General features: G+C 51.9%; 29 protein-coding genes and 2 pseudogenes. 29 read left to right on the forward strand and 2 right to left on the reverse strand.

The features are described 5' to 3' along the window. Positions 1-2 precede the first annotated feature (2 nt). Genes MRY16398_RS09975 through MRY16398_RS09985 form a run of 3 tightly spaced genes read left to right on the forward strand, consistent with a single transcriptional unit; the run spans position 3 to position 1973 of the window. Entirely contained in the window at positions 3-371 is a 369-nt protein-coding gene (locus tag MRY16398_RS09975) for a RusA family crossover junction endodeoxyribonuclease (protein ID WP_125124271.1), read from the forward strand. After that, positions 356-1381: a DUF968 domain-containing protein gene (locus MRY16398_RS09980; RefSeq protein WP_125124272.1), complete on the forward strand. Its 1026-nt coding sequence runs from the start codon at positions 356-358 to the stop codon at positions 1379-1381. The genes MRY16398_RS09975 and MRY16398_RS09980 overlap by 16 nt, the downstream gene beginning before the upstream one ends. 16 nt (positions 1382-1397) lie before the next feature. After that, complete coding sequence (locus MRY16398_RS09985; protein WP_125124273.1) at positions 1398-1973, forward strand: DUF1133 family protein; 576 nt, start codon at positions 1398-1400, stop codon at positions 1971-1973. 91 nt (positions 1974-2064) lie between these two features. Here MRY16398_RS09985 and MRY16398_RS09990 read toward each other — a convergent pair whose 3' ends face one another. Beyond that, positions 2065-2970: a hypothetical protein gene (locus tag MRY16398_RS09990; RefSeq protein WP_125124274.1), complete on the reverse strand. Its 906-nt coding sequence runs from the start codon at positions 2968-2970 to the stop codon at positions 2065-2067. Positions 2971-3204: 234 nt separating this feature from the next. Between MRY16398_RS09990 and MRY16398_RS09995 the strand changes: the two genes are divergently transcribed. From MRY16398_RS09995 to MRY16398_RS30890, 25 genes and pseudogenes are all read left to right on the forward strand, one after another. Beyond that, positions 3205-3420 carry a class II holin family protein gene (locus MRY16398_RS09995; RefSeq protein ID WP_047369739.1) on the forward strand — a complete coding sequence of 72 codons (216 nt, stop codon included), beginning with the start codon at positions 3205-3207 and terminating at the stop codon, positions 3418-3420. Further along, positions 3420-3956, forward strand: a complete 537-nt coding sequence (locus MRY16398_RS10000) for a lysozyme (protein WP_125124275.1) — start codon at positions 3420-3422, stop codon at positions 3954-3956. The genes MRY16398_RS09995 and MRY16398_RS10000 overlap by 1 nt, the downstream gene beginning before the upstream one ends. Positions 3957-3972: 16 nt before the next feature. Next, complete coding sequence (locus MRY16398_RS10005) at positions 3973-4185, forward strand: hypothetical protein (protein ID WP_125124276.1); 213 nt, start codon at positions 3973-3975, stop codon at positions 4183-4185. Next, positions 4182-4643: a lysis protein gene (locus MRY16398_RS10010; protein ID WP_125124277.1), complete on the forward strand. Its 462-nt coding sequence runs from the start codon at positions 4182-4184 to the stop codon at positions 4641-4643. The genes MRY16398_RS10005 and MRY16398_RS10010 overlap by 4 nt, the downstream gene beginning before the upstream one ends. A gap of 97 nt (positions 4644-4740) precedes the next feature. Then, on the forward strand, positions 4741-5040 hold the full coding sequence (locus MRY16398_RS10015; RefSeq protein WP_125124278.1) for a hypothetical protein: 300 nt from the start codon (positions 4741-4743) through the stop codon (positions 5038-5040). Between the two features lie 68 nt (positions 5041-5108). Then, a complete protein-coding gene (locus MRY16398_RS10020) occupies positions 5109-5483 on the forward strand; it encodes a hypothetical protein (protein WP_125124279.1) in 375 nt (124 codons plus the stop codon). Between the two features lie 153 nt (positions 5484-5636). Further along, positions 5637-6374: a hypothetical protein gene (locus tag MRY16398_RS10025; RefSeq protein ID WP_125124280.1), complete on the forward strand. Its 738-nt coding sequence runs from the start codon at positions 5637-5639 to the stop codon at positions 6372-6374. Positions 6375-6593: 219 nt separating this feature from the next. Then, positions 6594-7085 (forward strand): DUF1441 family protein, encoded by a 492-nt coding sequence (locus tag MRY16398_RS10030; RefSeq protein WP_079497860.1) that lies wholly within the window; start codon positions 6594-6596, stop codon positions 7083-7085. Then, positions 7085-9205: a phage terminase large subunit family protein gene (locus MRY16398_RS10035; protein WP_125124281.1), complete on the forward strand. Its 2121-nt coding sequence runs from the start codon at positions 7085-7087 to the stop codon at positions 9203-9205. Before MRY16398_RS10030 ends, MRY16398_RS10035 begins: the two co-directional genes overlap by 1 nt. Then, on the forward strand, positions 9202-9417 hold the full coding sequence (locus MRY16398_RS10040) for a hypothetical protein (RefSeq protein ID WP_090089253.1): 216 nt from the start codon (positions 9202-9204) through the stop codon (positions 9415-9417). The genes MRY16398_RS10035 and MRY16398_RS10040 overlap by 4 nt, the downstream gene beginning before the upstream one ends. Next, complete coding sequence (locus tag MRY16398_RS10045) at positions 9417-10925, forward strand: phage portal protein (protein WP_125124282.1); 1509 nt, start codon at positions 9417-9419, stop codon at positions 10923-10925. The genes MRY16398_RS10040 and MRY16398_RS10045 overlap by 1 nt, the downstream gene beginning before the upstream one ends. Further along, positions 10849-12882 (forward strand): ClpP-like prohead protease/major capsid protein fusion protein, encoded by a 2034-nt coding sequence (locus MRY16398_RS10050; RefSeq protein WP_172600702.1) that lies wholly within the window; start codon positions 10849-10851, stop codon positions 12880-12882. The genes MRY16398_RS10045 and MRY16398_RS10050 overlap by 77 nt, the downstream gene beginning before the upstream one ends. 78 nt (positions 12883-12960) lie before the next feature. Next, positions 12961-13284, forward strand: coding sequence for a DUF2190 family protein (locus MRY16398_RS10055; RefSeq protein WP_079497865.1), 324 nt, complete (start codon positions 12961-12963; stop codon positions 13282-13284). Continuing rightward, positions 13277-13552 (forward strand): ATP-binding protein, encoded by a 276-nt coding sequence (locus MRY16398_RS10060; protein WP_079497866.1) that lies wholly within the window; start codon positions 13277-13279, stop codon positions 13550-13552. The genes MRY16398_RS10055 and MRY16398_RS10060 overlap by 8 nt, the downstream gene beginning before the upstream one ends. 9 nt (positions 13553-13561) lie before the next feature. Further along, the gene (locus MRY16398_RS10065) at positions 13562-14119 is read left to right on the forward strand and encodes a phage tail protein (protein ID WP_125124284.1); all 558 of its coding nucleotides are present in this window, start codon (positions 13562-13564) and stop codon (positions 14117-14119) included. Beyond that, positions 14116-14514 (forward strand): phage minor tail U family protein, encoded by a 399-nt coding sequence (locus MRY16398_RS10070; protein WP_125124285.1) that lies wholly within the window; start codon positions 14116-14118, stop codon positions 14512-14514. Before MRY16398_RS10065 ends, MRY16398_RS10070 begins: the two co-directional genes overlap by 4 nt. Before the next feature lie 7 nt (positions 14515-14521). Next, positions 14522-15253 carry a phage tail protein gene (locus MRY16398_RS10075; protein ID WP_125124286.1) on the forward strand — a complete coding sequence of 244 codons (732 nt, stop codon included), beginning with the start codon at positions 14522-14524 and terminating at the stop codon, positions 15251-15253. A gap of 12 nt (positions 15254-15265) precedes the next feature. After that, positions 15266-15676 (forward strand): phage tail assembly chaperone G, encoded by a 411-nt coding sequence (gene gpG / locus MRY16398_RS10080; protein ID WP_125124287.1) that lies wholly within the window; start codon positions 15266-15268, stop codon positions 15674-15676. A gap of 50 nt (positions 15677-15726) precedes the next feature. Beyond that, complete coding sequence (locus MRY16398_RS10085; RefSeq protein WP_232034392.1) at positions 15727-16002, forward strand: phage tail assembly protein T; 276 nt, start codon at positions 15727-15729, stop codon at positions 16000-16002. After that, the gene (locus MRY16398_RS10090) at positions 15983-18556 is read left to right on the forward strand and encodes a phage tail tape measure protein (RefSeq protein ID WP_125124289.1); all 2574 of its coding nucleotides are present in this window, start codon (positions 15983-15985) and stop codon (positions 18554-18556) included. Before MRY16398_RS10085 ends, MRY16398_RS10090 begins: the two co-directional genes overlap by 20 nt. Before the next feature lie 2 nt (positions 18557-18558). Continuing rightward, positions 18559-18906, forward strand: a complete 348-nt coding sequence (locus MRY16398_RS10095; RefSeq protein ID WP_125124290.1) for a phage tail protein — start codon at positions 18559-18561, stop codon at positions 18904-18906. Then, the gene (locus MRY16398_RS10100) at positions 18903-19658 is read left to right on the forward strand and encodes a phage minor tail protein L (protein WP_125124291.1); all 756 of its coding nucleotides are present in this window, start codon (positions 18903-18905) and stop codon (positions 19656-19658) included. Before MRY16398_RS10095 ends, MRY16398_RS10100 begins: the two co-directional genes overlap by 4 nt. Before the next feature lies 1 nt (position 19659). Further along, positions 19660-20370, forward strand: coding sequence for a C40 family peptidase (locus MRY16398_RS10105; RefSeq protein WP_125124292.1), 711 nt, complete (start codon positions 19660-19662; stop codon positions 20368-20370). Between the two features lie 62 nt (positions 20371-20432). Further along, positions 20433-20987: a hypothetical protein gene (locus MRY16398_RS30795; protein WP_197718609.1), complete on the forward strand. Its 555-nt coding sequence runs from the start codon at positions 20433-20435 to the stop codon at positions 20985-20987. A gap of 66 nt (positions 20988-21053) precedes the next feature. After that, positions 21054-21203 (forward strand): annotated as a pseudogene (locus tag MRY16398_RS30890) (tail assembly protein); the annotation flags it as partial. A 30-nt stretch (positions 21204-21233) separates the two neighbouring features. Here MRY16398_RS30890 and MRY16398_RS10120 read toward each other — a convergent pair. Then, a protein-coding gene (locus MRY16398_RS10120) for an IS3-like element ISSen4 family transposase (protein ID WP_087451024.1) occupies positions 21234-22354 on the reverse strand; the annotation gives its coding sequence in 2 pieces (ribosomal slippage) (positions 21234-22096 and positions 22096-22354; 1122 coding nt in all). A gap of 68 nt (positions 22355-22422) precedes the next feature. On the opposite strand from MRY16398_RS10120, the pseudogene MRY16398_RS10130 reads away from it, so the two are divergent. Then, positions 22423-22878: pseudogene (locus MRY16398_RS10130) on the forward strand (tail assembly protein); the annotation flags it as partial. Positions 22879-22897: the final 19 nt, after the last annotated feature.

Here is a 22897-nt window from a genome sequence, read left to right on the forward strand (position 1 = left end):
GTATGCAAATTTATCCAATCGTGCCGATGGGCAAGCCCCGTATGACTCGCGCCGACAAGTGGAAAAAGCGCCCTGAGGTTATGCGTTACCGGGCGTTCTGCGATGAGGTGCAGTTGCGTGGTGTAGCCCTGCCTGAGTCTGGTGCGCATGTCACGTTTGTCCTGCCTATGCCCGCCAGTTGGAGCAAAAAGAAACGCCAGCAACATAACGGCCAGCCACACCAGGCTAAGCCTGACTGCGACAACATGTTGAAAGCATTAATGGATGCCATCTTTGCTGATGATGCACACATATGGGATTGCCGCATAACCAAAGTGTGGGGCGAGTTCGGGCAGATCATCATCCGGGAGGTGGAATGCGCGCCTTGCTGAAACCGGATATCGCCCGGGATATGGGGATTGTGCTTCTGCGTCCCGGTCGCGAGTTAATGCATATTTTCACTTCTGGTCGCGTACTGGTGGAGCGTCAGCCAGAGAATATGGCTGAACTTTCTTCGGGCGCCGTACCGCCTGCCCGGCAGATGCTTATTGATGATCCGGCATTGTGCCCGTTCTTCACTCATCAAAAGGTTATTAATGCGGCTGGTGGTATTAATGGCCTTGAGGCCTGGTTACGGCGCCGCGGTAAAACGTGCCAGTGGCCGCACTCGGCTTATCACCACAAAGAGCTGGTTACGCATCGCCATGCTGGCGGCGCTGCACTGCTTTGCTGGCACTGCGATAACCAGTTGCGTGAAGCCCCCAGTCAGGAACTGGATCAAATCGTAGCCAAAAATGCCGCCACCTGGATTTTGCGCGCCATTCGCGGTGAGCTGCGATTTGCCGACGATCACGAAGTAACCCTTCCGGAGTTGTGCTGGTGGGCCACTCTCCGAGGAGTTACTGAGGCTATACCGGAGGAAGTTTCCCGCCGCGTGCTTGGTTTGCCCGTTGAAAAAATGCCGTCTGTTATGCGCGAATCCGATATTGTCCCGTCTCTGCCAGCCACCAGCATACTGGCGGAGAAAGTCAAAAAGGCGGCATTACCTCAGCCACCAGCCATAAAGCCCGTGGTTTCAGTCACGGTTGATCCCGTGGCGCCGCAGACACTTTATGCGCGACCAAAACGCATCCGCTGGGAAAATCCAACGTTCCTCGCCTGGGTGAAGACCCAACCGTGCACGTGCTGCGGCAACCCCGCCGATGATGCCCATCATCTGATTGGCTGGGGGCAGGGTGGAATGGCGACCAAAGCCCACGATGCGTTCACCATCCCGCTTTGTAGAAAACACCATACCGAGCTTCACAACAGCCCTTCGGCGTTCGAGCGTCAGTACGGCACACAACCTGAACTCATAATCAAATTGCTGGACCGTGCCTTTGCGCTCGGCGTTCTGGCTTAACTGGAGATATAAAAAAATGTTAAATCCCGCAGAAGTAGGGAAGCCAAACGAACATGCACGCCTGCGCACTCTGGAAAGCGTCTGGATTCAGGGAAAATTAAACATGTGGGGCCGCTGGTCATACATTGGGGAGGGTAAAGCAGGGAATATGTTTAACCAGTTGCTGACCTCTCATCACGTGACAAAGACAGCGATACAGGAAGTGTTACGCCGTATGAAAAAATCTGGCATCACTAAGCCAGAGCTTGAGGCGTTCTTTATGGAAATCCTCAACGGCAAGAACAAAAGCAGCCTGGCGTTCTGCTCGGATGAAGAAGCACTGGTTATTGACCGTATCATCAGCACTGTATTGGCTGGCGAGTATGACGGTCTGCTTAACGTACTTGTCCAGCGCTACCGATACCGCAAAAGCAAACGTAGCCTCGCAGAAGAACTGCAGGAGAAACACCCGGAACTGACGTTCATGACCTGCCGTCGTCGCATTGATACATGGCTAAGTTTGGCAGAATCGATGCTTTACGCGCCAATGTGTGACGCGTTCGATACAAATGGCAGCAGATTTTACTTGCAAAGTGAGCCAGTAAGTGTTTAACTTCGTGTATGCTTCGCAAAGCTGTATCGAAAGCGACCTCAAATAAAAGAAACCCGCCACTGAGCGGGTTTTTGCTTTGAGGGTTTGATGTTTAGAGTTGTTCAAGAAATTCTTTATAGCGATTGATATCAGCGGTACTCACATTTTCGTTATCTTCTAAACTGAGTAGTAATTGGGAAAGATTGTCTTTAGTAAAAAACACCCTTGCCGAATCGATAACACTTCTGGTTTGTTCTAGAGTCTTATCAAGCGATTTAATGCCGCTGACAATTGGTCTCATTTGTGTTCTTGAGATTTTATCAGGATTTGATTCTTGAAGGGCATTGACTACCCATCTGAGTTGATCTTCATAAAGGGCTGTAAGGTTATTGTCTGGGGACAAGAACTCAATGTTGGCTATGAAGCCAATAATTATTTCAATGGACTCTGGAGCAGATTGACCGGCAACTTGTGCTAATTCGATTTCTTCTTTTGTTGGTGGGCGAGAAGTTGTTACGTTACCGCTATTAAGGGCTTGCATTTGCCGCAAAGCGCGGTAAGCAGCTTGACCAATAATAGATGCATCATTAACGTTTTTTTGAAGCCTGATTGCCCAATTAACATTTTTCGGCCCAACGGCTAGGGCATTGACTAATTGCCAGTAATCAAAAACTTTCTTCTTGCTTTCTACGATGAATTCTTTTGCTTGTGCATATTCCAAAGCATTCAAAAACTCAGATGACATAGCTTCAAATTGGACATCAAAATATTTCGTGCCACATGTATGCCCAATGTTTGTTTCAGAACCGTCGTCAGTTTCAACGACATAACCTCTATAATGTGCTGTATGGCAGTTAGATAAGCCACATTTGATTTTTTCAGGTAGTTCATAGTAGCCAATTATCTTTTCGAGTTTTCGACCTTTAACGACTAGATTCTCAACATAATTATTCCTGTGGGAAATGGTTTTCCAATCATCAACCTCAACATATGCATCACCTTCCATCAGATAGATCATATAACCTCCTGAAATAAAAAGTCCAAATCAGCTTAGCATTGCTGCAATGCGAGTGTATATGCGCAAGTTTTGATCTTTCTATGCCTGTCAGATTCTATCTGCTTGCTTAGGCGAGCCATTTTCATTTCTGGCCTCGGGAATCACACACGCCTTCACTTTTTGTGAAAACGTCCGAAAGCCAGATCTCCCTCTTTATCAATCACGCACAGCACTTCCCAAACGCGGAGGTGGAGTATGTATCGAATGGACAAAATCACAACTGGTGTGAGCTACGGTTTTGCCGGAGCAAACGGAGGGTTCTGGGTGCTCCAGCTACTGGATAAAGTCTCGCCCTCGCAGTGGGCAGCGTTAGGTGTTCTCGCAAGTATTCTTTTTGGTCTCCTGACTTATCTGACCAATCTGTATTTCAAAATTAAAGAGGATCGGCGCAAAGCCGCCAGGGGTGAGTGATGGGGCAGAAAGCAAAGCTTAGTGCAGCAATGCTTGCACTCATCGCTGCAAGTGCATCAGCGCCGGTACTGTTTGATCAGTTCATCGGTGAGAAAGAAGGAAATGCGCTGGTGGCCGTCGTCGATCCCGGTGGCATCTGGTCACTGTGTCACGGCGTAACGATTATTGACGGTAAGCCAGTTGTTAAAGGCCAGCGTGCAACGGAAGCACAGTGCAAGAGGGTTAACGCCGTCGAGCGTGATAAGGCGCTTGGATGGGTAGACCGAAATATCAAAGTGCCGCTGACCGAGCCCCAAAAAGTGGGTATTGCCTCGTTCTGCCCCTACAACATTGGCCCCTCTAAGTGTTTCCCCTCGACGTTCTACCAACGAATCAATTCTGGCGACCGTAAAGGTGCGTGTGAAGCAATTCGCTGGTGGATCAAAGACGGTGGCCGCGATTGCCGGTTAACCAAAGGCCAGGCGAACGGCTGTTATGGACAGGTAGAGCGACGGGATCAGGAAAGCGCTTTGACATGTTGGGGGTTGGAACAGTGAATAATAGGGTGAGTCCATGAAGATAAAATTTGAATTATCCACCGCGCATTTCGCCGAAGATCTTCGCCCTTCGCATGGTCCTCAATTCTGGCCGTGGTGGCGTTTAATTTCTTTCAGCGTTGTTCGTCAGGATATCCGCCCACCATCAACTGGACGGCGCATGTGGTTTTATACCCGCTGGGGTGCTGGCTATGTGGGTGTTTATATCGACAGGCGTGCAATTCGATGAGCCGCTTAATAGCCATTATTGCTGCTGTCATTATCCTGCTAATTGTCTCGCTGGCATGGGGTGTTAATCACTACCGCGAAAATGCACTGAACTACAAAGAGCAGCGCGACAAGGCAACCAGCGCGCTGACTCTGGCGAACGAAACTATTTCTGATATGCAGGTGCGCCAGCGTGAAGTTGCCACTCTCGACGCTAAATATACCGGAGAACTTGCAGATGCTAAAAAGCAGCTTGAAGATCTGCAGCGTTGCGTTAGCACTGGTAAGTGCGGGCTGCACGTCAACGCCAAATGTCCAGCGAACGGAACGGCCAGCGCCCCCGGCGTGGATGATGCAACCGGCCCCCGACTTACTGACGCCGCTGAACGGGATTATTTCACCCTCAGAGAGCGAATCGAAACAGTCACAGCCCAACTGACTGGACTACAGCAATACGTCCGTGAGCAGTGCCTGAAATAACTACGTGAAATAACAATAAATCATGTCTAAGAGGGGCAGCCAAAATCCAATGAATATGGCATATTTGAACTCCCTGCACTGTCTGTGGAGATTTTAAATGGAGTATGTGGATTATTTGGTTTTAGGTACGTTTACTCATGGTGCTGCTGAGGTATGGGAAGGGCCAAAAGAATCCGGTTTTCTCCAACTTCCGACAGATAAGCAGCCGTTAGCAAAATTGTATGGGCATAATACCCCAGCGGAAGTGATAACAAGAGCAACTGAAGGTTACCAGATTACTGAGTATTCATATGATGGCCATATCTATCTCGTGGCATCAAAATCCCCCTTGAGTGATTTTGATGTGGATGCAGAGATAAAGAAACTACTACCAACTGGTTTGAAGCCATTACGTTAAGGCATTACAGCAGGCATTCACCGAGTGCCTGTGGTACTGTTTTTCATTGTCTTGTATTAAGAGTACTGATGATGAACGTCAACCCATTACCAAACCCATTACCATTAGTAAGTGCTTTACAAACTTTCTTATACAAACGCTCCGATCTTAACAGCAATGCTATCGAATCCTTGTCAAAGGCAATTTTTGAAGTAGAGAAATATTACAGAGACCTGCGTATAGGTGAAGCTGAGTCACGCGAAAGAGAAACTGCAATTGCAGAGTTTTGGCGTGCAGCGGCTGAACCAGTGAGACGCGTGGATCGGGACTTCGCTAGTATCTGCGAACGAAAAGTATATTACTGGCTCAACCCGTCTCAGTATTCGAGAGAAGAGGTTTTGGCTTTCGAAATGTCCTTGGAAGGAGTGAAAATAAAACTCCAGCAATTACGAGATAAAAATTAAAGCCTTCTGGTCAAATCCAGCCTCGCAGATGCGGGGCTTTTTTACGCGCCTCGCACGCGCAGCCTAACGATATCTTCCAGTCGTGAGCCTGGGCATTCCGCTTTATCGGGCGGTCCTCCCGTGCGACAGGCTCACACCTAAAAGGAAACAACAATGAGCAAAGAACTTTCCGGCGCTGCTGGCGATGTCCTGTACGCGCTTTTCTTTCGTGGCGCGCTGGTGGATGGAGATTTGCCGTCAAAGGCTGGCGCTAATGAACTGCGTGAGCTTGGTTATGTGATGACGCAAGATACGGTGACGCCGTTCGACGGGGAAAATCATTACAACTTCCTCACACCTACCGGGCAAGAGTTCGCAATCAGTTACCTGGTGGAAAGTCGCTTCGGCAAGAAAGCGGATTTTCAGATTGGAGCGGGGGAGACGTTCATTAATAACACCACTCTACAAGGCAATATCCACTTAACTGCCGCCAGCGACCAATGCTTGATGGAACCGTTAACGGATACAGCATCAGCATGCGACAACATCCGGGTGTTAAATAAACCTCTTTTTGGTATCAACTCGTTTTCAACTGCGATCGTCAAACTCTCTGATGAGATGCGAGAAGCTGTTATTGCAGCCGTTCGTGACAGCGGCCAGTTCGTTGAGAAACCAACTGGCGACGAGCAGCAGTCGGTGGAGTTCAGGGCTGACCGTTTCAAAATACAGGCGAATGTTGACGCTATTGTTGAAGCGACTAAAGCAACATACGCCAGACAAGAAGCGATGATGGCGGATCTGGCCTCTGCTCAGGCCGCTCTTACGGAACACATTAACCAGGTTGTGAATAATGCCCTTGCCAATGCTCTTAAGCCTGGTTGTGTGCTGTACGCCTTCCGCACCAGAACCTGAACACCTCCGTCTGGACGTCAAAATACCGCTTTATACAAATGATAATTTTTATCATTTGAGCGGGTCCTCCCGGAGGAGGGCTTTGCCACGGGGCGGCGGACTCGCGGGAATCGGCTGGTTTTCATATTTTATAGTCATCATCATCATGTGTGCAGGTTATTGATTTTCCGGGATACGGCTAATCAATGATGTCGAATCGTACAAAAAGTGTTCACCATCATGGACCAGGAAATCGCGGCCTTAAAACTCAATATCAACCAGCTAGCCGGGATCACTGGTGTACATCGCCAGACGGTTGCAGCAAGGCTGAAAAATGTTGCTCCGGCAGCAGGCAGTAACAGCAAGCTCAAGCTTTATCTGGTTACCGATATTCTGAGCGAACTGATGATCCCCACCGTTTCCACGGCAAACGTGGAAGAGATGGAGCCTGCAGACAGGCTCGCGCACTGGAAGGCTGAGAACGAGCGGCTGAAATTTGAGGTCGATACGCAGCAACTTATACCCGCCGAAGACGTAACCAGAGAATTTTCATTGATGGCGAAAGCTGTCGTTACTGTGCTTGAAACGCTCCCGGACATTCTTGAGCGAGATTGTGCGCTGACGCCAGTTGCAGTCTCACGTGTGCAGGATGTGATCGACGAACTTCGTGATCAGATCGCACAGAAAGTGATGGACGCCACAGCAGAGGAGGAAGAGCCAGAGGAGGACTGATGGCGAAACGGGCATCAGCCAGGGGGACCCGTCGTGATGTCTCCGGCATGTTACGTGCCCCGCGTCGTATGAAGGTGGCCGATGCGGTCAGAGATTTTATGCATGTACCGATTGGCGCGGGTCACTCTGTTAAGTGGGATCCGAATCTGACCCCTTACATTATCGAGCCGATGAACTGCCTGGCATCCCGTGAATACGATGCCGTGGTGTTTGTCGGTCCTGCCCGAACCGGGAAAACCATCGGCCTGATTGATGGCTGGATTGTTTACAACATTGTCTGCGATCCCGCTGACATGCTGGTTATTCAGGTATCGGAAGAAAAAGCGCGCGAGCACTCCAAGAAGCGACTCGACCGTACTTTCCGTTGCAGCCCGGAAGTGAGATCACGGCTCAGCCCACGCCGTAATGATAACAACGTCCACGACCGCACATTTCGCGCCGGTAATTACCTTAAGCTCGGCTGGCCATCAGTCAATATCATGTCGTCGTCTGACTATAAAAGTGTGGCGCTGACGGACTATGACCGCTTCCCGGAAGATATCGACGGGGAGGGTGATGCCTTTTCCCTGGGATCGAAGCGTACCACCACCTTTATGTCCAGCGGGATGACGCTTGTGGAAAGCTCCCCAGGCCGGGACATCCGGGACACAAAATGGCGTCCCTCGTCTGCCCACGAAGCGCCCCCGACGACCGGGATTCTGTCGCTGTTTAACCGTGGTGACCGCCGTCGCCTTTACTGGCCGTGCCCGCATTGCGGGGAATATTTTCAGCCGGAAGTCGCCAACATGACGGGTTACCGTGAAACCCCTGACCCTGTTGTGGCAAGTGAGTCCGCTTTTATCCAGTGTCCTGCATGTAAAGGCAAAATTACGCCGGATATGAAGCGTGAATTGAACATTCGTTCTGTCTGGTTGCGGGACGGGGAGAAAATAGACCGTGACGGCAACAGATATGGCGAGCCGCGCCGCTCGCGTATTGCGTCATTCTGGATGGAGGGACCAGCCGCTGCTTACCAGACCTGGGCGCAGATGATTTACAAATTCCTGACTGCTGAGCAGGAGTATGACGCCACCCAGAGTGAGGAAACGCTAAAAACGGTTGTTAATACCGACTTTGGTCGGCCATATCTTCCCCGCGCTAACCTCGAACAGCGTAAGAGTGAACTGCTTGAGCAGCGCGCCGAAGAGGTATCAAAACGCACCGTACCTGACGGCGTTGAATTTCTTATGGCGACGGTTGATGTGCAGGGTGGTAAGTCCCGGCGATTTGTGGTGCAGGTTACCGGCTACGGTGAACAGGGCGAGCGGTGGGTGGTTGATCGCTACAACATCCGGCAGTCCTTACGGGCGAGTGAGCACGGCGAATGCTATCCCATTGATCCGGCCAGCTATCCGGAGGACTGGGATTTACTCCTGTCCGACGTGTTCGAAAAGTCCTGGCCGCTGGCGGGTGACCCGACAAAACGTATGCGCCTGATGGCAATGGCGGTCGATTCCGGTGGTGAGGATGGTGTCACCGACAACGCCTATAAGTTCTGGCGTAAATGCCGTCGTGAAGGGCTGGGCAAAAAGATTTATCTCTTTAAGGGCGACAGTGTTCGCCGCTCAAAACTCATCACCCGCTCATTTCCTGACAACACGGACAGGTCAACCCGGCGCGCAAAAGCTGCAGGTGATGTGCCGCTTTTTCTTCTCCAGACCGATGCACTGAAAGACCAGGTGAATAACGCCTTATGGCGCGAATCCCCAGGTCCGAACTACGTGCATTTCCCGAAATGGCTCGGTAGCTGGTTCTACGACGAGCTGACCTATGAGGAGCGTTCACCTGATGGAAAATGGAGTAAACCGGGTCGCGGTCCGAATGAAGCCTTTGACCTGCTCGTCTACGCCGATGCGCTGGCAATCCTTCATGGCTACGAAAAGATTAAATGGCCGAATGCGCCAGACTGGGCACGGCGGCAAACGTGGCTGGAGAACGCGCCGCCGGAAACTGGCGAAGCGCCACCCCCGGCTGTTGCACCGCCCGTTACCCGAAACACGAAAGCACGGGACAACACCGTGACAGAAACCAACGACCAGGATTCCAACCCCTGGGTCACAGCGACAGGAGGCTGGTTGTGAAACGAAGTGATATCGAGGCGATGGTACAGCGTTACGTTGAAGCTGAGATGGCTGTCCTTGACGGGAAGTCCATTACTTTCAATGGGCAGCAGATGTCCTATGAAAATCTGTCCGAAATCAGGAAAGGGCGGCAGGAGTGGGAGCGGCGGCTTGCCGACAGTGACAGGCAAAGCCTGGGGCGACCCGGCTATAAACTGGCGAGGTTTGGGTGATGTCTCTACTGGATGATGCTATTGGTCTGATTTCGCCGGGCTGGAAGGCTGCGCGGCTTCGCTCGCGAGCGGTGATTCAGGCCTTTGAAGCCGTAAAGCCAACCCGCACACACAAGGCCCGTCGCGAAAATCGCTCAGCCAATCAGCTTAGCCAGAATGGCGCAGTGTCTTTACGCGAACAGGCGCGCTGGCTGGATAACAATAACGATCTGGTTATTGGCATTCTCGACAAGCTGGAAGAGCGTGTGATTGGTTCTGAGGGCATCATTGTTGATCCGCATCCGGTGCTTAAGAACGGCAATATTGCGAAAAAGTTTGCCAGCCAGATTCGCTCTGCATGGGCTGAATGGTCTGTTTCGCCTGATGTCACCGGGGAATTTACCCGCCCCATGCTGGAGCGTCTTTTATTACGCAGTTGGTTACGAGACGGGGAGGTGTTTACCCAGCTTGTCAGCGGCAATGCCATGGGGCTGTCACCCGTAGCCGGGATCAGTTTCTGGCTGGAAGCTCTGGAGGCTGATTACGTACCAATGCAGAGCGACGAATCACAGGGGCTCATTCAGGGTATTTATAAAGATAACTGGGGCAGGCCAAAAAAATACCAGGTGTACAAGACAAGCCCGGTATCAGGCCGGCAACTGGAGACCAAAGATGTGGCAGCGGAAAACATGCTGCACCTTAAATTCACCCGCCGCCTGCATCAGGCCCGTGGGACATCGCTTTTTTCCGGCGTGCTGATGCGTCTGAGCGCTCTGAAAGAGTATGAGGATTCCGAGCTGGTGGCCGCACGTATTGCAGCAGCGCTGGGAATGTACATCAAAAAAGGTGACGGCCAGAGTTATGAAGATGCGCCGACGGCAAAGGACGGGGATCGCGACCTGCTGATTCAGCCTGGCATGTTGTACGACGACCTTCGTCCCGGTGAGGAAATCGGGATGATCAAATCGGACCGCCCGAACACCAACCTTGAATCGTTCCGTAACGGTCAGCTACGTGCCGTTTCTGCCGGGACCCGCATCAGCTATTCCAGCGCATCCCGTAACTACGACGGCACCTACAGCGCCCAGCGGCAGGAACTGGTGGAGTCCACCGACGGGTATTTCGTCCTTCAGGACTGGTTTATCGGTTCGGTGACCCGCCACATTTACCGCGCCTGGCTGAATCTGGCGATCCTCTCCGGGAAAATCACGGTGCCGCGCGGGCTCAATATGGACACACTCTATTCCGCTGTCTATTCGGGGCCGGTGATGCCCTGGATTGACCCCGCAAAAGAAGCTAACGCCTGGAAAATACTTATCCGTGGTGGCGCGGCAACGGAATCTGACTGGGTCCGTGCGCGTGGTAGCAATCCTGACGATGTGAAACGCCGCCGAAAAGCGGAGATCGATGAAAATCGCGAACTGGGACTGGTGTACGACACCGACCCCGCCAATGACAAAGGAGGCACCAGTGCCGAAGCAGCAACGAAACCGGGTGAGCCGCCGCCCGAAAGCCAGCGTAAAAAGTAATTCATGGTTCCGCATGAAGTCGCTCGCAGCGGATGAAGCGGAAATTTATATTTATGACGAAATCGGCTTCTGGGGGGTGACGGCACGACAGTTTGTCAGTGACCTGCAGGCGCTGGGCGATGTCAGCCACATTAACCTGCATATCAACTCTCCCGGTGGCGATGTCTTTGAAGGTATCGCCATTTTTAATGCACTCAAATTCCATGGCGCGGCAATCACGGTGCATATCGATGGCATCGCCGCCTCTATGGCGTCGGTTATCGCCATGGTCGGCAACCCGGTCATCATGCCGGAAAATACGATGATGATGATCCACAAGCCGTGGGGATTTGCAGGCGGTGACGCGAACGATATGCGGGATTACGCCGATCTTCTGGACAAAATGGAATCTGTTCTGATCCCCGCGTACGCAGAAAAAACAGGGAAATCGGCAGAAGAAATCGCGGCCATGCTGGAAGACGAAACCTGGATGAACGGCAGTGAATGTGTTTCCCAGGGATTTGCAGACCAGACCACACCATCACTGCAGGCGATGGCCTGCATTCAGTCAAAACGAATTGAGGAATTTGAAAAGATGCCTAAAGCCATCCGTAACATGATCACGCCGCCGCGTAACGCCAACCCGCGAGAGCCCGCTAACCCGACAAACCCGCAGCAGCAACCAGCAGCTCCTGTTCTGGATGAAAATGCCATCGTCGCGCGGGTTGTGGCTGAACAGAAAGCCCGTGTAAGCGGCATTCAGGATGTGTTTGCCATGTTCGGTGGTAAACACCAGGAACTGCAGGCCGCCTGCATCAGCGATGTCGAATGCACCGTCGCCTTGGCGAAAGATAAACTGCTGGCCGAACTGGGCAAAGACACGACTCCGTCGAATAAAAATAACCCGCCCCACATTTATGCGGGTAACGGAAACATCGTCGGTGATGGCATCCGTAAATCCCTGATGGCCCGCGCGGGTTATGAAGCCCAGGAAAAAGATAACTTTTATAACGGCATGACGCTGCGCGAACTGGCCCGTATGGCGCTGACTGAGCGCGGTATTGGTGTTTCAGGTCTTAACCCGGTACAGATGGTGGGGCTGGCGCTGACGCACAGCACGTCTGACTTCGGTAACATCCTGCTGGACGTGTCCAACAAGGCGCTTCTGCAGGGCTGGGAAGAAGCGCAGGAAAGCTTCGAATTGTGGACCAAAAAAGGGAGCCTGAGCGACTTTAAAACCGCTCATCGCGTGGGCATGGGGGGCTTCCCGTCATTGCGCCAGGTGCGTGAGGGGGCCGAGTATAAGTACGTCACCACCGGGGATAAAGCTCAAACCATCGCGCTGGCAACCTATGGTGAGATCTTCTCTGTCACCCGTCAGGCCATTATCAACGATGATCTCAATCAACTGACTGATGTCCCCATGAAAATGGGGCGCGCGGCTAAAGGGACTATCGGCGATCTGGTTTATGCCGTGCTGACAGGTAACGCAAAACTGTCTGACGGTAAGGCGCTTTTCCATAGCGACCATGCGAACCTCAGTTCAGGTGCTATCTCGGTATCCAGCCTGGACGACAGCCGTAAACTGATGCGCCTGCAAAAAGAGGGCGACCGCTCTCTCAATATCCGTCCTGCCTTTATGCTGGTACCCGTGGCGCTGGAAACGCTGGCAAACCAGACCATCAAATCCGCCAGCGTTAAAGGGGCTGATGCCAACTCCGGAATTATGAACCCCATCCAGAATTTCGCCGAAGTCATTGCCGAGGCGCGGCTGGATGATGCCGATCCAAAAGCCTGGTACCTGGCTGCAGCGAAAGGAAGCGACACTATTGAGGTGGCCTATCTCAATGGTGTGGATACCCCTTACATCGATCAGCAGGATGGCTTTACCACTGACGGTATTGCCACGAAAGTGCGTATCGATGCAGGCGTAGCCCCGCTGGACTATCGCGGTCTGACGAAATCCTCCGGCCAGTAATTACCGACCAGACAATCACGCCCGAAAGGGCTTTTTTTATGCCTGTAAAACGGCTCCCCGGAGCCGTGGAGATCCTCTATGAAAAATTATGTTCAGGACGGTAACACCCTGGCGTTAACCAACGCAGGAAGCTCTGTTATTACCAGCGGCACGCCCGTCGCGGTCGGTGATTTACTCGTCATTGCGCTGACCGATATTCAGCCAGGCAGCACCGGAGACGGTCTTGCAACGGGTGTTGTTGCGTTACCAAAGCTGTCCACTGACGACATTGCCCAGGGCAAGACCGTGTATTTCAAGGACGGGAAAATCCAGCTTGCCAGTACCAGCGCCACCCCGGCAGGGAAAGCCTGGGAAGCAGCCGGAGCCAGCAGCACATCAGTGCTGGTCCGCCTCAATGGCTAATCCCTTCGAACAAATGGCGGCGCGCATGGATGCCGCCACTGTCCGGTGTATGGGTGAACCGGTCACTATCAATGGCAACGACTTTATCGCGGTAGAAAGTCATTTTGTGCCTGAAATGGGGCCGGTAACCGGTGATGGTATCTCGCTGGTGGTGTTCAGTGAAAACTACCAGCCGCGCCGTAATGACGCGCTGATCTGGAAAGGCACGGAGTACAAAGTTACGCGCAGCCAGTTTTTTAACGGTAAGCCACAAATATGGATTGAATAGGAGGTTGTCATGTCCGCTATTAACGGGCTTGAGCAGGCAATTGCAAACCTCAACAGCATCAGTAAAACGGCGGTCCCCCGTGCTTCTGCTCAGGCTGTTAACCGGGTCGCTGGGCGCGCCGTCAGCCGAAGCGTCCGCACTGTCGCAACGGACACGAAGGTGCCACGTAAGCTGGTAAAACAGCGGGCGAGGCTGAAAAAAGCCACTGTCAGCAAACCCAGGGCAACAATCCGGGTCAACAGGGGAAATCTGCCTGCGATTAAGCTGGGTGTGGCCAGCGTGAGACTATCACGGCGAAAACGCGACAAACAGGGCGCTAACAGTGTCCTGCGGATTGGCCCGTTTTCTTTCCCTGGTGGTTTTATCCAGCAACTGAAAAACGGTCGCTGGCATGTCCTGCGGCGAACAACGAAAAGCCGCTATCCCGTGGAGGTTGTGAGTATTCCTCTGGCGGCCCCGTTAACCGAGGCGTTTAAAGCGGAGACAAACAAGCTGATGCAGTCCGATATGCCTAAAGAGTTGTCTGCTGCGCTTAAAAACCAACTGCGACTGGTATTAATCCGATGAAACACCCTCAAATCCGCGCTGCCGTTCTGAATGCGCTTAAAGACAACATCACTGATTCTGTTACCTGGTTTGATGGCCGTCCGGCATTTCTTGAGGTTCAGGATTTGCCTGCCGTCGCCGTCTACCTGACCGATGCGCAATTTACTGGCGCAATGGTGGATGAGGACCAGTGGTCAGCAACGCTGCATATCGAAGTCTTTCTTAAAGCCGATCTGCCTGATGCGGCGCTGGATGAATGGATGGAATCACGGATTTATCCCGTCCTTTCAGACATTCCAGGTCTGTCCGATCTCATCGAACTGATGACCCCTCTCGGCTATGACTATCAGCGCGATGAAGACATGTCGACCTGGGGAGCGGCAGATATGCAGTATTCAATCACCTATATTATGTGAGGCAACTATGGCAACACCTAATCCGCTGGCACCTGTTAAAGGTGCCGGGACAACACTCTGGCTGTATTCCGGTTCAGGCACAGCGAATCCGCTAGTCGATACCGACTGGACGCGCCTGGCTCAGATCAAGGAACTGACCCCCGGCGAACTGACGGCGGAGAGCTTTGATGATACCTATATCGATGACCCTGATTCTGACTGGACGGCCACCGGACAGGGGCAGAAATCTGCGGGCGACACGTCATTCACCCTGGCCTGGAAACCCGGCGAGCAGGGGCAAATCGCGCTGGCACAGTGGTTTGAAGACGGATCAAAACGTACGTATCGCATCAAATACCCTAACGGTACGGTGGATGTGTTTTACGGGTGGGTCAGCAGCCTGGGTAAGGCGGTGACGAACAAGGAATACATTACCCGCACGGTCAAGGTCACTAACAGTGGTAAACCCTCACTGGCCGAAGATACCACCACCCCGGTCATTGCTGTTTCGGGCGCGTCTTTTGATAAATCGACAGCGGCTGTGGCTGTAGGAGCAACCACGACCCTGAACCTGTCCGTTCTGCCTGCCAGTGCGACCGATAAATCATTCCGCCTGGCGTCATCCGACCCGTCAAAAGCGACAGTCAGCGTGGCCGGCAGTGTTGTCACCGTCACGGGTGTTGCAGCCGGAATTGCCGAAATTCTCGCGATTACGAACGACGGCTCGTTCGCGGCTGTCAGCAAAATCACCGTATCCTGATCGGAGTCATGCATGTTTCTGAAAACTCAGCCGCTGGAATACAACGGCGAAACCGTCACGCTTTATGAACTCTCAGCACTGCAGCGTATTGAGTTCATCGGCTATATCGCCGACGTGAATAAAGATGTTCCTGCGGACGACACAGAAGTCAGCCAGGAAGCGCTCAACGGTATCGTGACAACCATCAATGTGAAGATTGGCGCGCGGATCGTTGCTATGTCTCTGTGGCAGAAGGAAGGGCAAAAAGGGCCCTCCGTTGATCAACTGCAGGAGGAGGTACTTTCCGGCTGGCCGTTGCCTGCCATTGGTCAGGCGGATTTTATCGTGCGGGAGCTCTCAGGAATGTTGCCCGTTGCACCTGACGCAGAACCGAATACCGACACGGAACCCCACTCCCCGGAAAAGCTTACGCCGCAGCCCTGAACTTCGCCCTTAAACTTGCCCGTGAGTTCCGCAGACCTGACTGGCGTGTGATGCTGGCGCAGATGTCCTGCACCGAACTGAGTGAATGGGAGCAATTTTACACCGTTGAATATTTCCAGACGGACCTGATTGATACCCATTTCTCACGACTGAGCCTCCACATCACTGATGTGGTCTGCAAAGACCACGGGCTTACCACCGCAGATTTCAGCCTGCTCAATCCCCAGATACGTCCGGCAGCGGACACCGAAACGTCCGACGAGGCCATGATGCTGGCCGCCGAAGGCATTACAGGAGGAACACGTTATGTCCCAGGCGGTGGGTGATCTCATTGTCAATCTGGATTTAAACGACGCGAAATTTACCGAGCGGTATAACTACGTCAAACGGGGGCTGGAAGGGATCGGGTCTGCGGCAAACGATGCGGCACTGGAAGTGCAAAGCGCTTTTACCCGGCAGGAGCTGTATGCGAGAAAAGCCGGCATTTCGATTGGTCAGTACAATGCCGCCATGCGCAGCCTGCCCGCGCAGTTTACTGATATTGCGACGCAGCTTGCTGGCGGCCAGTCTCCGTTTCTGATTCTGCTCCAGCAGGGCGGGCAGATCAAAGACCAGTTCGGTGGCGTAAAAGGTGCGCTGCTGGGCGTTGCTGATTATGCAAAAACGCTGGCCGGGTTTATCACCCCGACCACCCTCGGGATTACTGCGCTGGTATCCGGCGTGGGGCTTCTCGCCTATAACTGGAATCAGGGGCGTTTACAGGCCAGTGCGTATAACCAGGCTATCGCGTCCACCGGGAATATCAGCGGGCAGACAGCCGACAGCCTGGCGCGCATCACCGCCCAGATAGTAAAAAACGCTGATGCGGGTAAATCAGCAGTTGCGGCAGCGGTTGCGCAGGCCACCGGGCTGGGCCTGACAGTTGATCAGATCCGACAGGTGAGCGAGACGGCTATCCTGCTGTCAAAAAATACGGGAGCCAGCGTTAAAGACCTGGTGGCCGAGCTGGGGAAAATCCCCCAGGACCCACTGAAAGCATTTGTCGATATCAACCAGCAATACAACTTCGCTAATCTCGCTCTTTATGAGCAGGTTAAACATATGGTTGACCTGGGTGATAAAGCTGGTGCCACAAAACTGATCATCGACTCACTTGGTGACAGTCAGAAAAATTTCAAAGACGCCTCTAAGTCAGACCTGGACGATCTCTCGAATTACTGGCAGGGTCTCATTGAAAAGGTAAAAAATTACAAGTTCTGGAGTGACCGGGTCGCTGATAATGCCACTACGGCTCAACTTCCTGAGTTTCGCCCAGGTACAGGTTCGGTAGTGGTTGATGGTATCAACGACACTATGGCCCAGGGGAATAAAGAACGCCAGCAAGCTTTAGATAACCAGATTGAGAAAGAAAACCATCTTGCTGCGATTAAAGAACAGCAACGTAATGCCACTGCTGAATTAAACCGGCAACAGGTCTCGGCAAATATTGAAGCTGATAAATTTCTGGAATCAGCCAGGACAAACGCTCAGATCCGTAACGACCTGCAGACGAAATATCAGCGACAACTCGAACAGGGGCTTATCACACAGGACAAATTCAATAAGCTAACCGCCGCGATCAATGAAAAATATAAGGATCCCAAAACCCCAAAAACAACGGTTCCGGCAGGTGACAAAGCAAGCGACCGGGAAGCGGCTGAACTTATCGCCCTGCAGGCACAGCTTAAAGTGCTGCAGCAGCACACCGGATTAAATGACGTCATCAGTCAGCAGCGTAAAGACCTTTGGAAAACCGAGGCTCAGTTCTCTGTGCTGGAAGAGGCGGCAGGCCAGCGCAAGCTGTCAAAAGAGGAAGAATCGCTGCTGGCAAACAAAGCGCGCATTCTTGCCCTTGCACAGCAAAAAGCCCTTTTAGGCGACCAGATCACTGCGCAGGAACAGCTTAACAAGCGGATGGACACCGCGACGAAATACACCAATCAGATGTCGGCGAAGCAGTCGGCCTTGACCGATTCTGCGACATTAAGCGACCGCGCCGCCGGGCGAAAACTGGCATATGCGCAGCTTGAGAGCGGCTGGAAAAATGCGGGTGGTAACACCACTGATGTTGATTATCAGCGGGAACTGACGGCGTTGAATCAGTATTACGCTGCTGAGGACAGTCTTCGCGGTGACTGGCTCAGCGGGGCTAAAAAGGGGTTCGCCGAGTATCTGGATTCAGCAACAAACGTCTATTCTGCCATGCAGAATGCCGCATCCAGTGCACTTGGCGGCATGAGCGACATGCTGACTGAACTGGTGACCACCGGGAAGACTTCCTTCAAAAGCTTCACCGTTTCCATCCTCAAATCGATAGTTCAAATCACCAATCAGTTGCTGGTGGCCTGGGCCGTTCAGAAAGCCATGGGGTGGGTTGCCGGTTCTTTCGATGGCCCGCAGGGCGGTGGAATAGGTAGTCCCAGCTTTGTTGGCCCGGTACAGGCCTGGAAGGGCGGCTATATCCCTGAATACGACGGCGGCGGTTATACCGGACCCGGCGGTAAATTCGAACCAAAAGGGATTGTTCATGGCGGCGAATTTGTCTTCACCAAAGAATCTACAGCGCGCCTCGGCGTGGGAAACCTTTATCGCCTGATGCGAGGGTATGCCTCTGGCGGGTTCGTCGGGAATGCCACATCGGGCAGTCTGCAGACTGGCGTCAGCGTCTATGCGCCCGTATCTGTCACGACGCCACAATCCACTCAGGGTCAACAGGGTTCGGCAAATGCTGATGCTCTTGGCCGGGTTTACCAGCAGGTTGTCGACAAATCTATTCGGGAAGGCATTGAAAGAGAATCCCGACCGGGTGGAATGATTTGGGCTCTGACCAAAACGAGGTAAATATGGCTGTAGATGCGTTTGCCTGGAAAATTCAGGCATCGGGACAGCCTGCTGTCACCGTCAAAGATAATATCCGTAAGGTTCAGTTTGGTGACGGTTATACGCAGGTAAGTGGAAATGGACTTAATTCGGAGACCCTGAATTACGCATTTTCCTATACAGGGAATAAAGATACTGCACTTGAAATTTATGCGTTTCTCCGGAGCCATAAAACAAAGTCATTTTCTTTTCAGCCCCCCTATGGGGAACTCGCGTTATGGCGTGTTCAGGCTGACAGCCTGCAACTCATCGTTAAAAGTAAAAAACTAATTACCATCACTGCAACCTTTGAACAGGCGTTTGCACCATGAGTCTGAATAATGATTATCAAAAACTGGAGCCGGGAAATGAAATCCGGCTTTTTGAAGTTGATGGTACCTCTTTTGGCGTGGGGGCAGTGCTACGATTCCATAGTCACAATATTGCGCACACCCCGGCAGAAATAACTGCAGCAGGTGGTGATGAATCAACGCTTCCGGCTAAATCCATCTGGTGGCAGGGTAACGAATATAAAGCCTGGCCTTGTCAGATTAACGGACTGGAAAAATCGACTACCGGCAGTGGCGCCACGCCAAAACTGACCGTGGCGAACCTTGACGGCTCCATCACTGCGTTGTGCCTTGCATATGACGACCTGTTGAAAGCGACGGTAACGATACACGACACGCTGGCGCAGTATCTGGATGCGCGCAATTTCCCTTCCGGCAATGCCACTGCAGATCCCACTCAGGAAAAGTTGCAGGTCTGGTATATCGACGGGAAAAATACAGAAACGTCAGAGGCTATCGAGTTTCGGCTAACCAGTCCGATGGATCTACAGGGCTTAATGATCCCGACCCGTCAGCTTCATTCTCTCTGTTCCTGGTGTATTCGTGGTAAGTACCGAAGCGGTGATGGCTGTGACTATGCAGGCACGAACTACTTCGACAAAAACAACAACCCGGTGGCAGATCCTTCACTGGACCAGTGCAACGGCACCCTGACCGCCTGCAAACTTCGGTTCGGGGAAAATAACGAACTTTCTTTTGGCGGATTCCCCGGCACGTCACTCATCAGGAGCTGATATGCGTCAGAAAACCATAGACGCCATCATGGCGCATGCCGCCACTGAATATCCCCGTGAATGTTGTGGTGTCGTGGCACAGAAAAGCCGCATTGAGCGGTATTTCCCATGTCGTAATCTTGCCATAGTGCCGGAGGACAATTTTGTCCTTTGCCCGGAAGACTACGCCGCCGCCGAAGACTGGGGAACGGTAACGGCTATTGTGCATAGCCATCCCGACGCGACAACACAGCCCAGCGAACTGGATAAGGCGCAATGCGATTTGATGGCGGTGCCCTGGCACATCGTCAGTTGGCCCGAAGGCGACTTGCGCACAATCAATCCGCGCGGCGAATTGCCGTTGCTTGAGCGGCCTTTTGTGCTGGGGGTTTACGACTGCTGGGGGCTGGTAATGTCCTATTATCGGCAAACGTACGGCATTGAGCTGCCGGATTACCGTGTTGATTATCCCTGGTGGGAGGACCAGTACCCCGACAATTTGTATCAGGATAACTGGTATAAATGCGGGTTCAGAGAAGCGACTGGCGCTCCTCAACCGGGTGATGTTGTGATCATGCAGGTGCAGGCCAACAAATGGAATCACGCTGGGGTACTACTGGAGGGTAACCTGTTGCTCCATCATCTTTATGGACGGCTCAGTAATCGCACCCCGTACGGTGGCTACTGGATGGAAAGAACAATGAAGATTTTACGCTATAAAGCTCTATGCTAACCTGACTCGCCTAGGCGCTGCGGGCGCAGACTTTCAAAAATTAGCTGTGCGAGGGACATAACGTGAAAGCATTTGGTGTGTTCATATTGATTGTAGGAGTTATTGTAGTTTTTCTATCCCTTTCAATGGATACCTCCGTAACTACAACCTATGGTCAGAGGGTAAATAACTTAGGATTGATGAGGGATCAACAGAACTATCTTATATTTGGATCTGTTTGTTTTCTTGGTGGGCTTTTAGCTGTAATTTTTGGTAAGTCGCAAACTTCATCACGTAATGAAATCAGTTGCCCTTTTTGTGCTGAAAAGATACTGGCGGCTGCTAAGGTATGCAAACATTGCGGCAGGGACATCATTGCTAATGCTATGCAACAAAATCCAGAAAGTAATGATGCATATAAATTTCTCTGGTATGAAAATAATGTACTGGCTTTAAATAAGCTTGATATTAAGAGGTTTGCTGATGAGTTGATTGATAAAATGCCTGGGCAATCCGCTGATAATATCCTTAAGGCTAATTTTAATGAGATTCAAAACATTAAATCAAATATGCCTGGTAACTATGCTGATGAATTTTTTGAAATACTTTATTTCTTCTTGGCTAGGAAAAATGCATAGTTAATTAATTTGATTGTTTTCTCTTTTATCGCCCACTTCTGTGGGCTTTTTATATTGGAGGAATAAATGTATGAAACTATGATTCAAATCGAACTTTGCGGAATTCTTGGTAAAACTTTTGGTAAAGTACATCACCGATTAATAAGCACCACTCACGAAGCTACGCGGGCCTTAGCTGCGACAATTCCCGGTTTTGAAAAATTCATGATATCCAGTCTGACCTGCCCCCACGATTAGATACAACACTCAGTTAGTAACGTCGGAATCTTCATTCTCAGAATGACCCTTTCTCCAGCCCGCTGCAAATTCAGACGGTGTCTGATAATTCAGCGTGGAGTGCGGGCGGCATTCGTTATAATCCTGCCGCCAGTCATTAATAATTTTCCTGGCATGAACGATATCGCTGAACCAGTGCTCATTCAAACATTCATCGCGAAATCGTCCGTTAAAGCTCTCAATAAATCCGTTCTGCGTTGGCTTGCCCGGCTGGATTAAGCGCAACTCAACACCATGCTCAAAGGCCCATTGATCCAGTGCACGGCAAGTGAACTCCGGCCCCTGGTCAGTTCTTATCGTCGCCGGATAGCCTCGAAACAGTGCAATGCTGTCCAGAATACGCGTGACCTGAACGCCTGAAATCCCAAAGGCAACAGTGACCGTCAGGCATTCCTTTGTGAAATCATCGACGCAGGTAAGACACTTGATCCTGCGACCGGTGGAAAGTGCGTCCATGACGAAATCCATCGACCAGGTCAGATTGGGCGCCGCCGGACGGAGCAGCGGCAGACGTTCTGTTGCCAGCCCTTTACGACGTCTTCTGCGTTTTACGCCCAGGCCACTGAGGTGATAAAGCCGGTACACGCGCTTATGATTAACATGAAGCCCTTCACGGCGCAGCAACTGCCAAATACGACGGTAGCCAAAACGCCTGCGCTCCAGTGCCAGCTCAGTGATGCGCCCTGATAAATGCGCATCAGCAGCCGGACGGTGAGCCTCATAGCGGCAGGTCGACAGGGATAAACCTGTAAGCCTGCAGGCACGACGTTGCGACAGACCGGTCGCATCACACATCAACATCACGGCTTCCCGCTTCTGGTCTGTCGTCAGTACTTTCGCCCAAGAGCCACCTGAAGCGCCTCTTTATCCAGCATGGCTTCGGCAAGCAGCTTCTTGAGTCTGGCGTTCTCTTCCTCAAGCGACTTCAGGCGCTTAACTTCAGGCACCTCCATACCGCCATACTTCTTACGCCAGGTGTAAAACGTGGCATCGGAAATGGCATGCTTGCGGCAGAGTTCACGGGCGGGTACCCCAGCTTCGGCTTCGCGGAGAATACTGATGATCTGTTCGTCGGAAAAACGCTTCTTCATGGGGATGTCCTCATGTGGCTTATGAAGACATTACTAACATCGGGGTGTACTAATCAACGGGGAGCAGGTCAAGTCAGCGGCGCGGGCTTACCTACGCTGTGTTCAAAGGCAAAAAAAATATCGGAATAGATGATCTGGGATTCCCGGTTACCGGAGAAGTTATCCGCATTGTACCGATTGTCATGGGCAGTAAGCGCGGAGGTATTCTTCAAACAGTTCTCGGCGCTGTGTTAGTTGCAGTTGGGGCGGTTATGACGTACATGTCCGGGGGAACGGCATCCCCACTCGCCGCAGGACTTATGACCAGTGGTATTGGAATGATGGCTGGTGGAGTCATTCAGATGTTATCCCCGCAACCGGCTGGCCTTGCAAGCAAACAGGACGCCGATAATAAGCCGTCTTATGCATTTGGGAGCGTAACGAATACAGCCGCTCAGGGGTATCCTGTGCCGCTTCTTTATGGAAAACGGCGTATCGGTGGGGCTATTATTTCCGCAGGAATTTACGTTGAAGACCAGCAATAAAAATACCTCAATTTAATGA

It is taken from the genome of Phytobacter sp. MRY16-398 (assembly GCF_003925915.1).
GTDB lineage: Bacteria > Pseudomonadota > Gammaproteobacteria > Enterobacterales > Enterobacteriaceae > Phytobacter > Phytobacter diazotrophicus.

What these genes read in the sequence shown, in the direction of transcription:
- MRY16398_RS09975 (WP_125124271.1), top strand. Translation starts at nt 3, where the DNA reads ATGCAAATTTATCCAATCGTGCCGATGGGCAAGCCCCGTATGACTCGC.
- MRY16398_RS09980 (WP_125124272.1), top strand. Translation starts at nt 356, where the DNA reads ATGCGCGCCTTGCTGAAACCGGATATCGCCCGGGATATGGGGATTGTG.
- MRY16398_RS09985 (WP_125124273.1), top strand. Translation starts at nt 1,398, where the DNA reads ATGTTAAATCCCGCAGAAGTAGGGAAGCCAAACGAACATGCACGCCTG.
- MRY16398_RS09990 (WP_125124274.1), bottom strand. Translation starts at nt 2,970, where the DNA reads ATGATCTATCTGATGGAAGGTGATGCATATGTTGAGGTTGATGATTGG.
- MRY16398_RS09995 (WP_047369739.1), top strand. Translation starts at nt 3,205, where the DNA reads ATGTATCGAATGGACAAAATCACAACTGGTGTGAGCTACGGTTTTGCC.
- MRY16398_RS10000 (WP_125124275.1), top strand. Translation starts at nt 3,420, where the DNA reads ATGGGGCAGAAAGCAAAGCTTAGTGCAGCAATGCTTGCACTCATCGCT.
- MRY16398_RS10005 (WP_125124276.1), top strand. Translation starts at nt 3,973, where the DNA reads ATGAAGATAAAATTTGAATTATCCACCGCGCATTTCGCCGAAGATCTT.
- MRY16398_RS10010 (WP_125124277.1), top strand. Translation starts at nt 4,182, where the DNA reads ATGAGCCGCTTAATAGCCATTATTGCTGCTGTCATTATCCTGCTAATT.
- MRY16398_RS10015 (WP_125124278.1), top strand. Translation starts at nt 4,741, where the DNA reads ATGGAGTATGTGGATTATTTGGTTTTAGGTACGTTTACTCATGGTGCT.
- MRY16398_RS10020 (WP_125124279.1), top strand. Translation starts at nt 5,109, where the DNA reads ATGATGAACGTCAACCCATTACCAAACCCATTACCATTAGTAAGTGCT.
- MRY16398_RS10025 (WP_125124280.1), top strand. Translation starts at nt 5,637, where the DNA reads ATGAGCAAAGAACTTTCCGGCGCTGCTGGCGATGTCCTGTACGCGCTT.
- MRY16398_RS10030 (WP_079497860.1), top strand. Translation starts at nt 6,594, where the DNA reads ATGGACCAGGAAATCGCGGCCTTAAAACTCAATATCAACCAGCTAGCC.
- MRY16398_RS10035 (WP_125124281.1), top strand. Translation starts at nt 7,085, where the DNA reads ATGGCGAAACGGGCATCAGCCAGGGGGACCCGTCGTGATGTCTCCGGC.
- MRY16398_RS10045 (WP_125124282.1), top strand. Translation starts at nt 9,417, where the DNA reads ATGTCTCTACTGGATGATGCTATTGGTCTGATTTCGCCGGGCTGGAAG.
- MRY16398_RS10050 (WP_172600702.1), top strand. Translation starts at nt 10,849, where the DNA reads ATGACAAAGGAGGCACCAGTGCCGAAGCAGCAACGAAACCGGGTGAGC.
- MRY16398_RS10055 (WP_079497865.1), top strand. Translation starts at nt 12,961, where the DNA reads ATGAAAAATTATGTTCAGGACGGTAACACCCTGGCGTTAACCAACGCA.
- MRY16398_RS10060 (WP_079497866.1), top strand. Translation starts at nt 13,277, where the DNA reads ATGGCTAATCCCTTCGAACAAATGGCGGCGCGCATGGATGCCGCCACT.
- MRY16398_RS10065 (WP_125124284.1), top strand. Translation starts at nt 13,562, where the DNA reads ATGTCCGCTATTAACGGGCTTGAGCAGGCAATTGCAAACCTCAACAGC.
- MRY16398_RS10070 (WP_125124285.1), top strand. Translation starts at nt 14,116, where the DNA reads ATGAAACACCCTCAAATCCGCGCTGCCGTTCTGAATGCGCTTAAAGAC.
- MRY16398_RS10075 (WP_125124286.1), top strand. Translation starts at nt 14,522, where the DNA reads ATGGCAACACCTAATCCGCTGGCACCTGTTAAAGGTGCCGGGACAACA.
- gpG (WP_125124287.1), top strand. Translation starts at nt 15,266, where the DNA reads ATGTTTCTGAAAACTCAGCCGCTGGAATACAACGGCGAAACCGTCACG.
- MRY16398_RS10085 (WP_232034392.1), top strand. Translation starts at nt 15,727, where the DNA reads ATGCTGGCGCAGATGTCCTGCACCGAACTGAGTGAATGGGAGCAATTT.
- MRY16398_RS10090 (WP_125124289.1), top strand. Translation starts at nt 15,983, where the DNA reads ATGTCCCAGGCGGTGGGTGATCTCATTGTCAATCTGGATTTAAACGAC.
- MRY16398_RS10095 (WP_125124290.1), top strand. Translation starts at nt 18,559, where the DNA reads ATGGCTGTAGATGCGTTTGCCTGGAAAATTCAGGCATCGGGACAGCCT.
- MRY16398_RS10100 (WP_125124291.1), top strand. Translation starts at nt 18,903, where the DNA reads ATGAGTCTGAATAATGATTATCAAAAACTGGAGCCGGGAAATGAAATC.
- MRY16398_RS10105 (WP_125124292.1), top strand. Translation starts at nt 19,660, where the DNA reads ATGCGTCAGAAAACCATAGACGCCATCATGGCGCATGCCGCCACTGAA.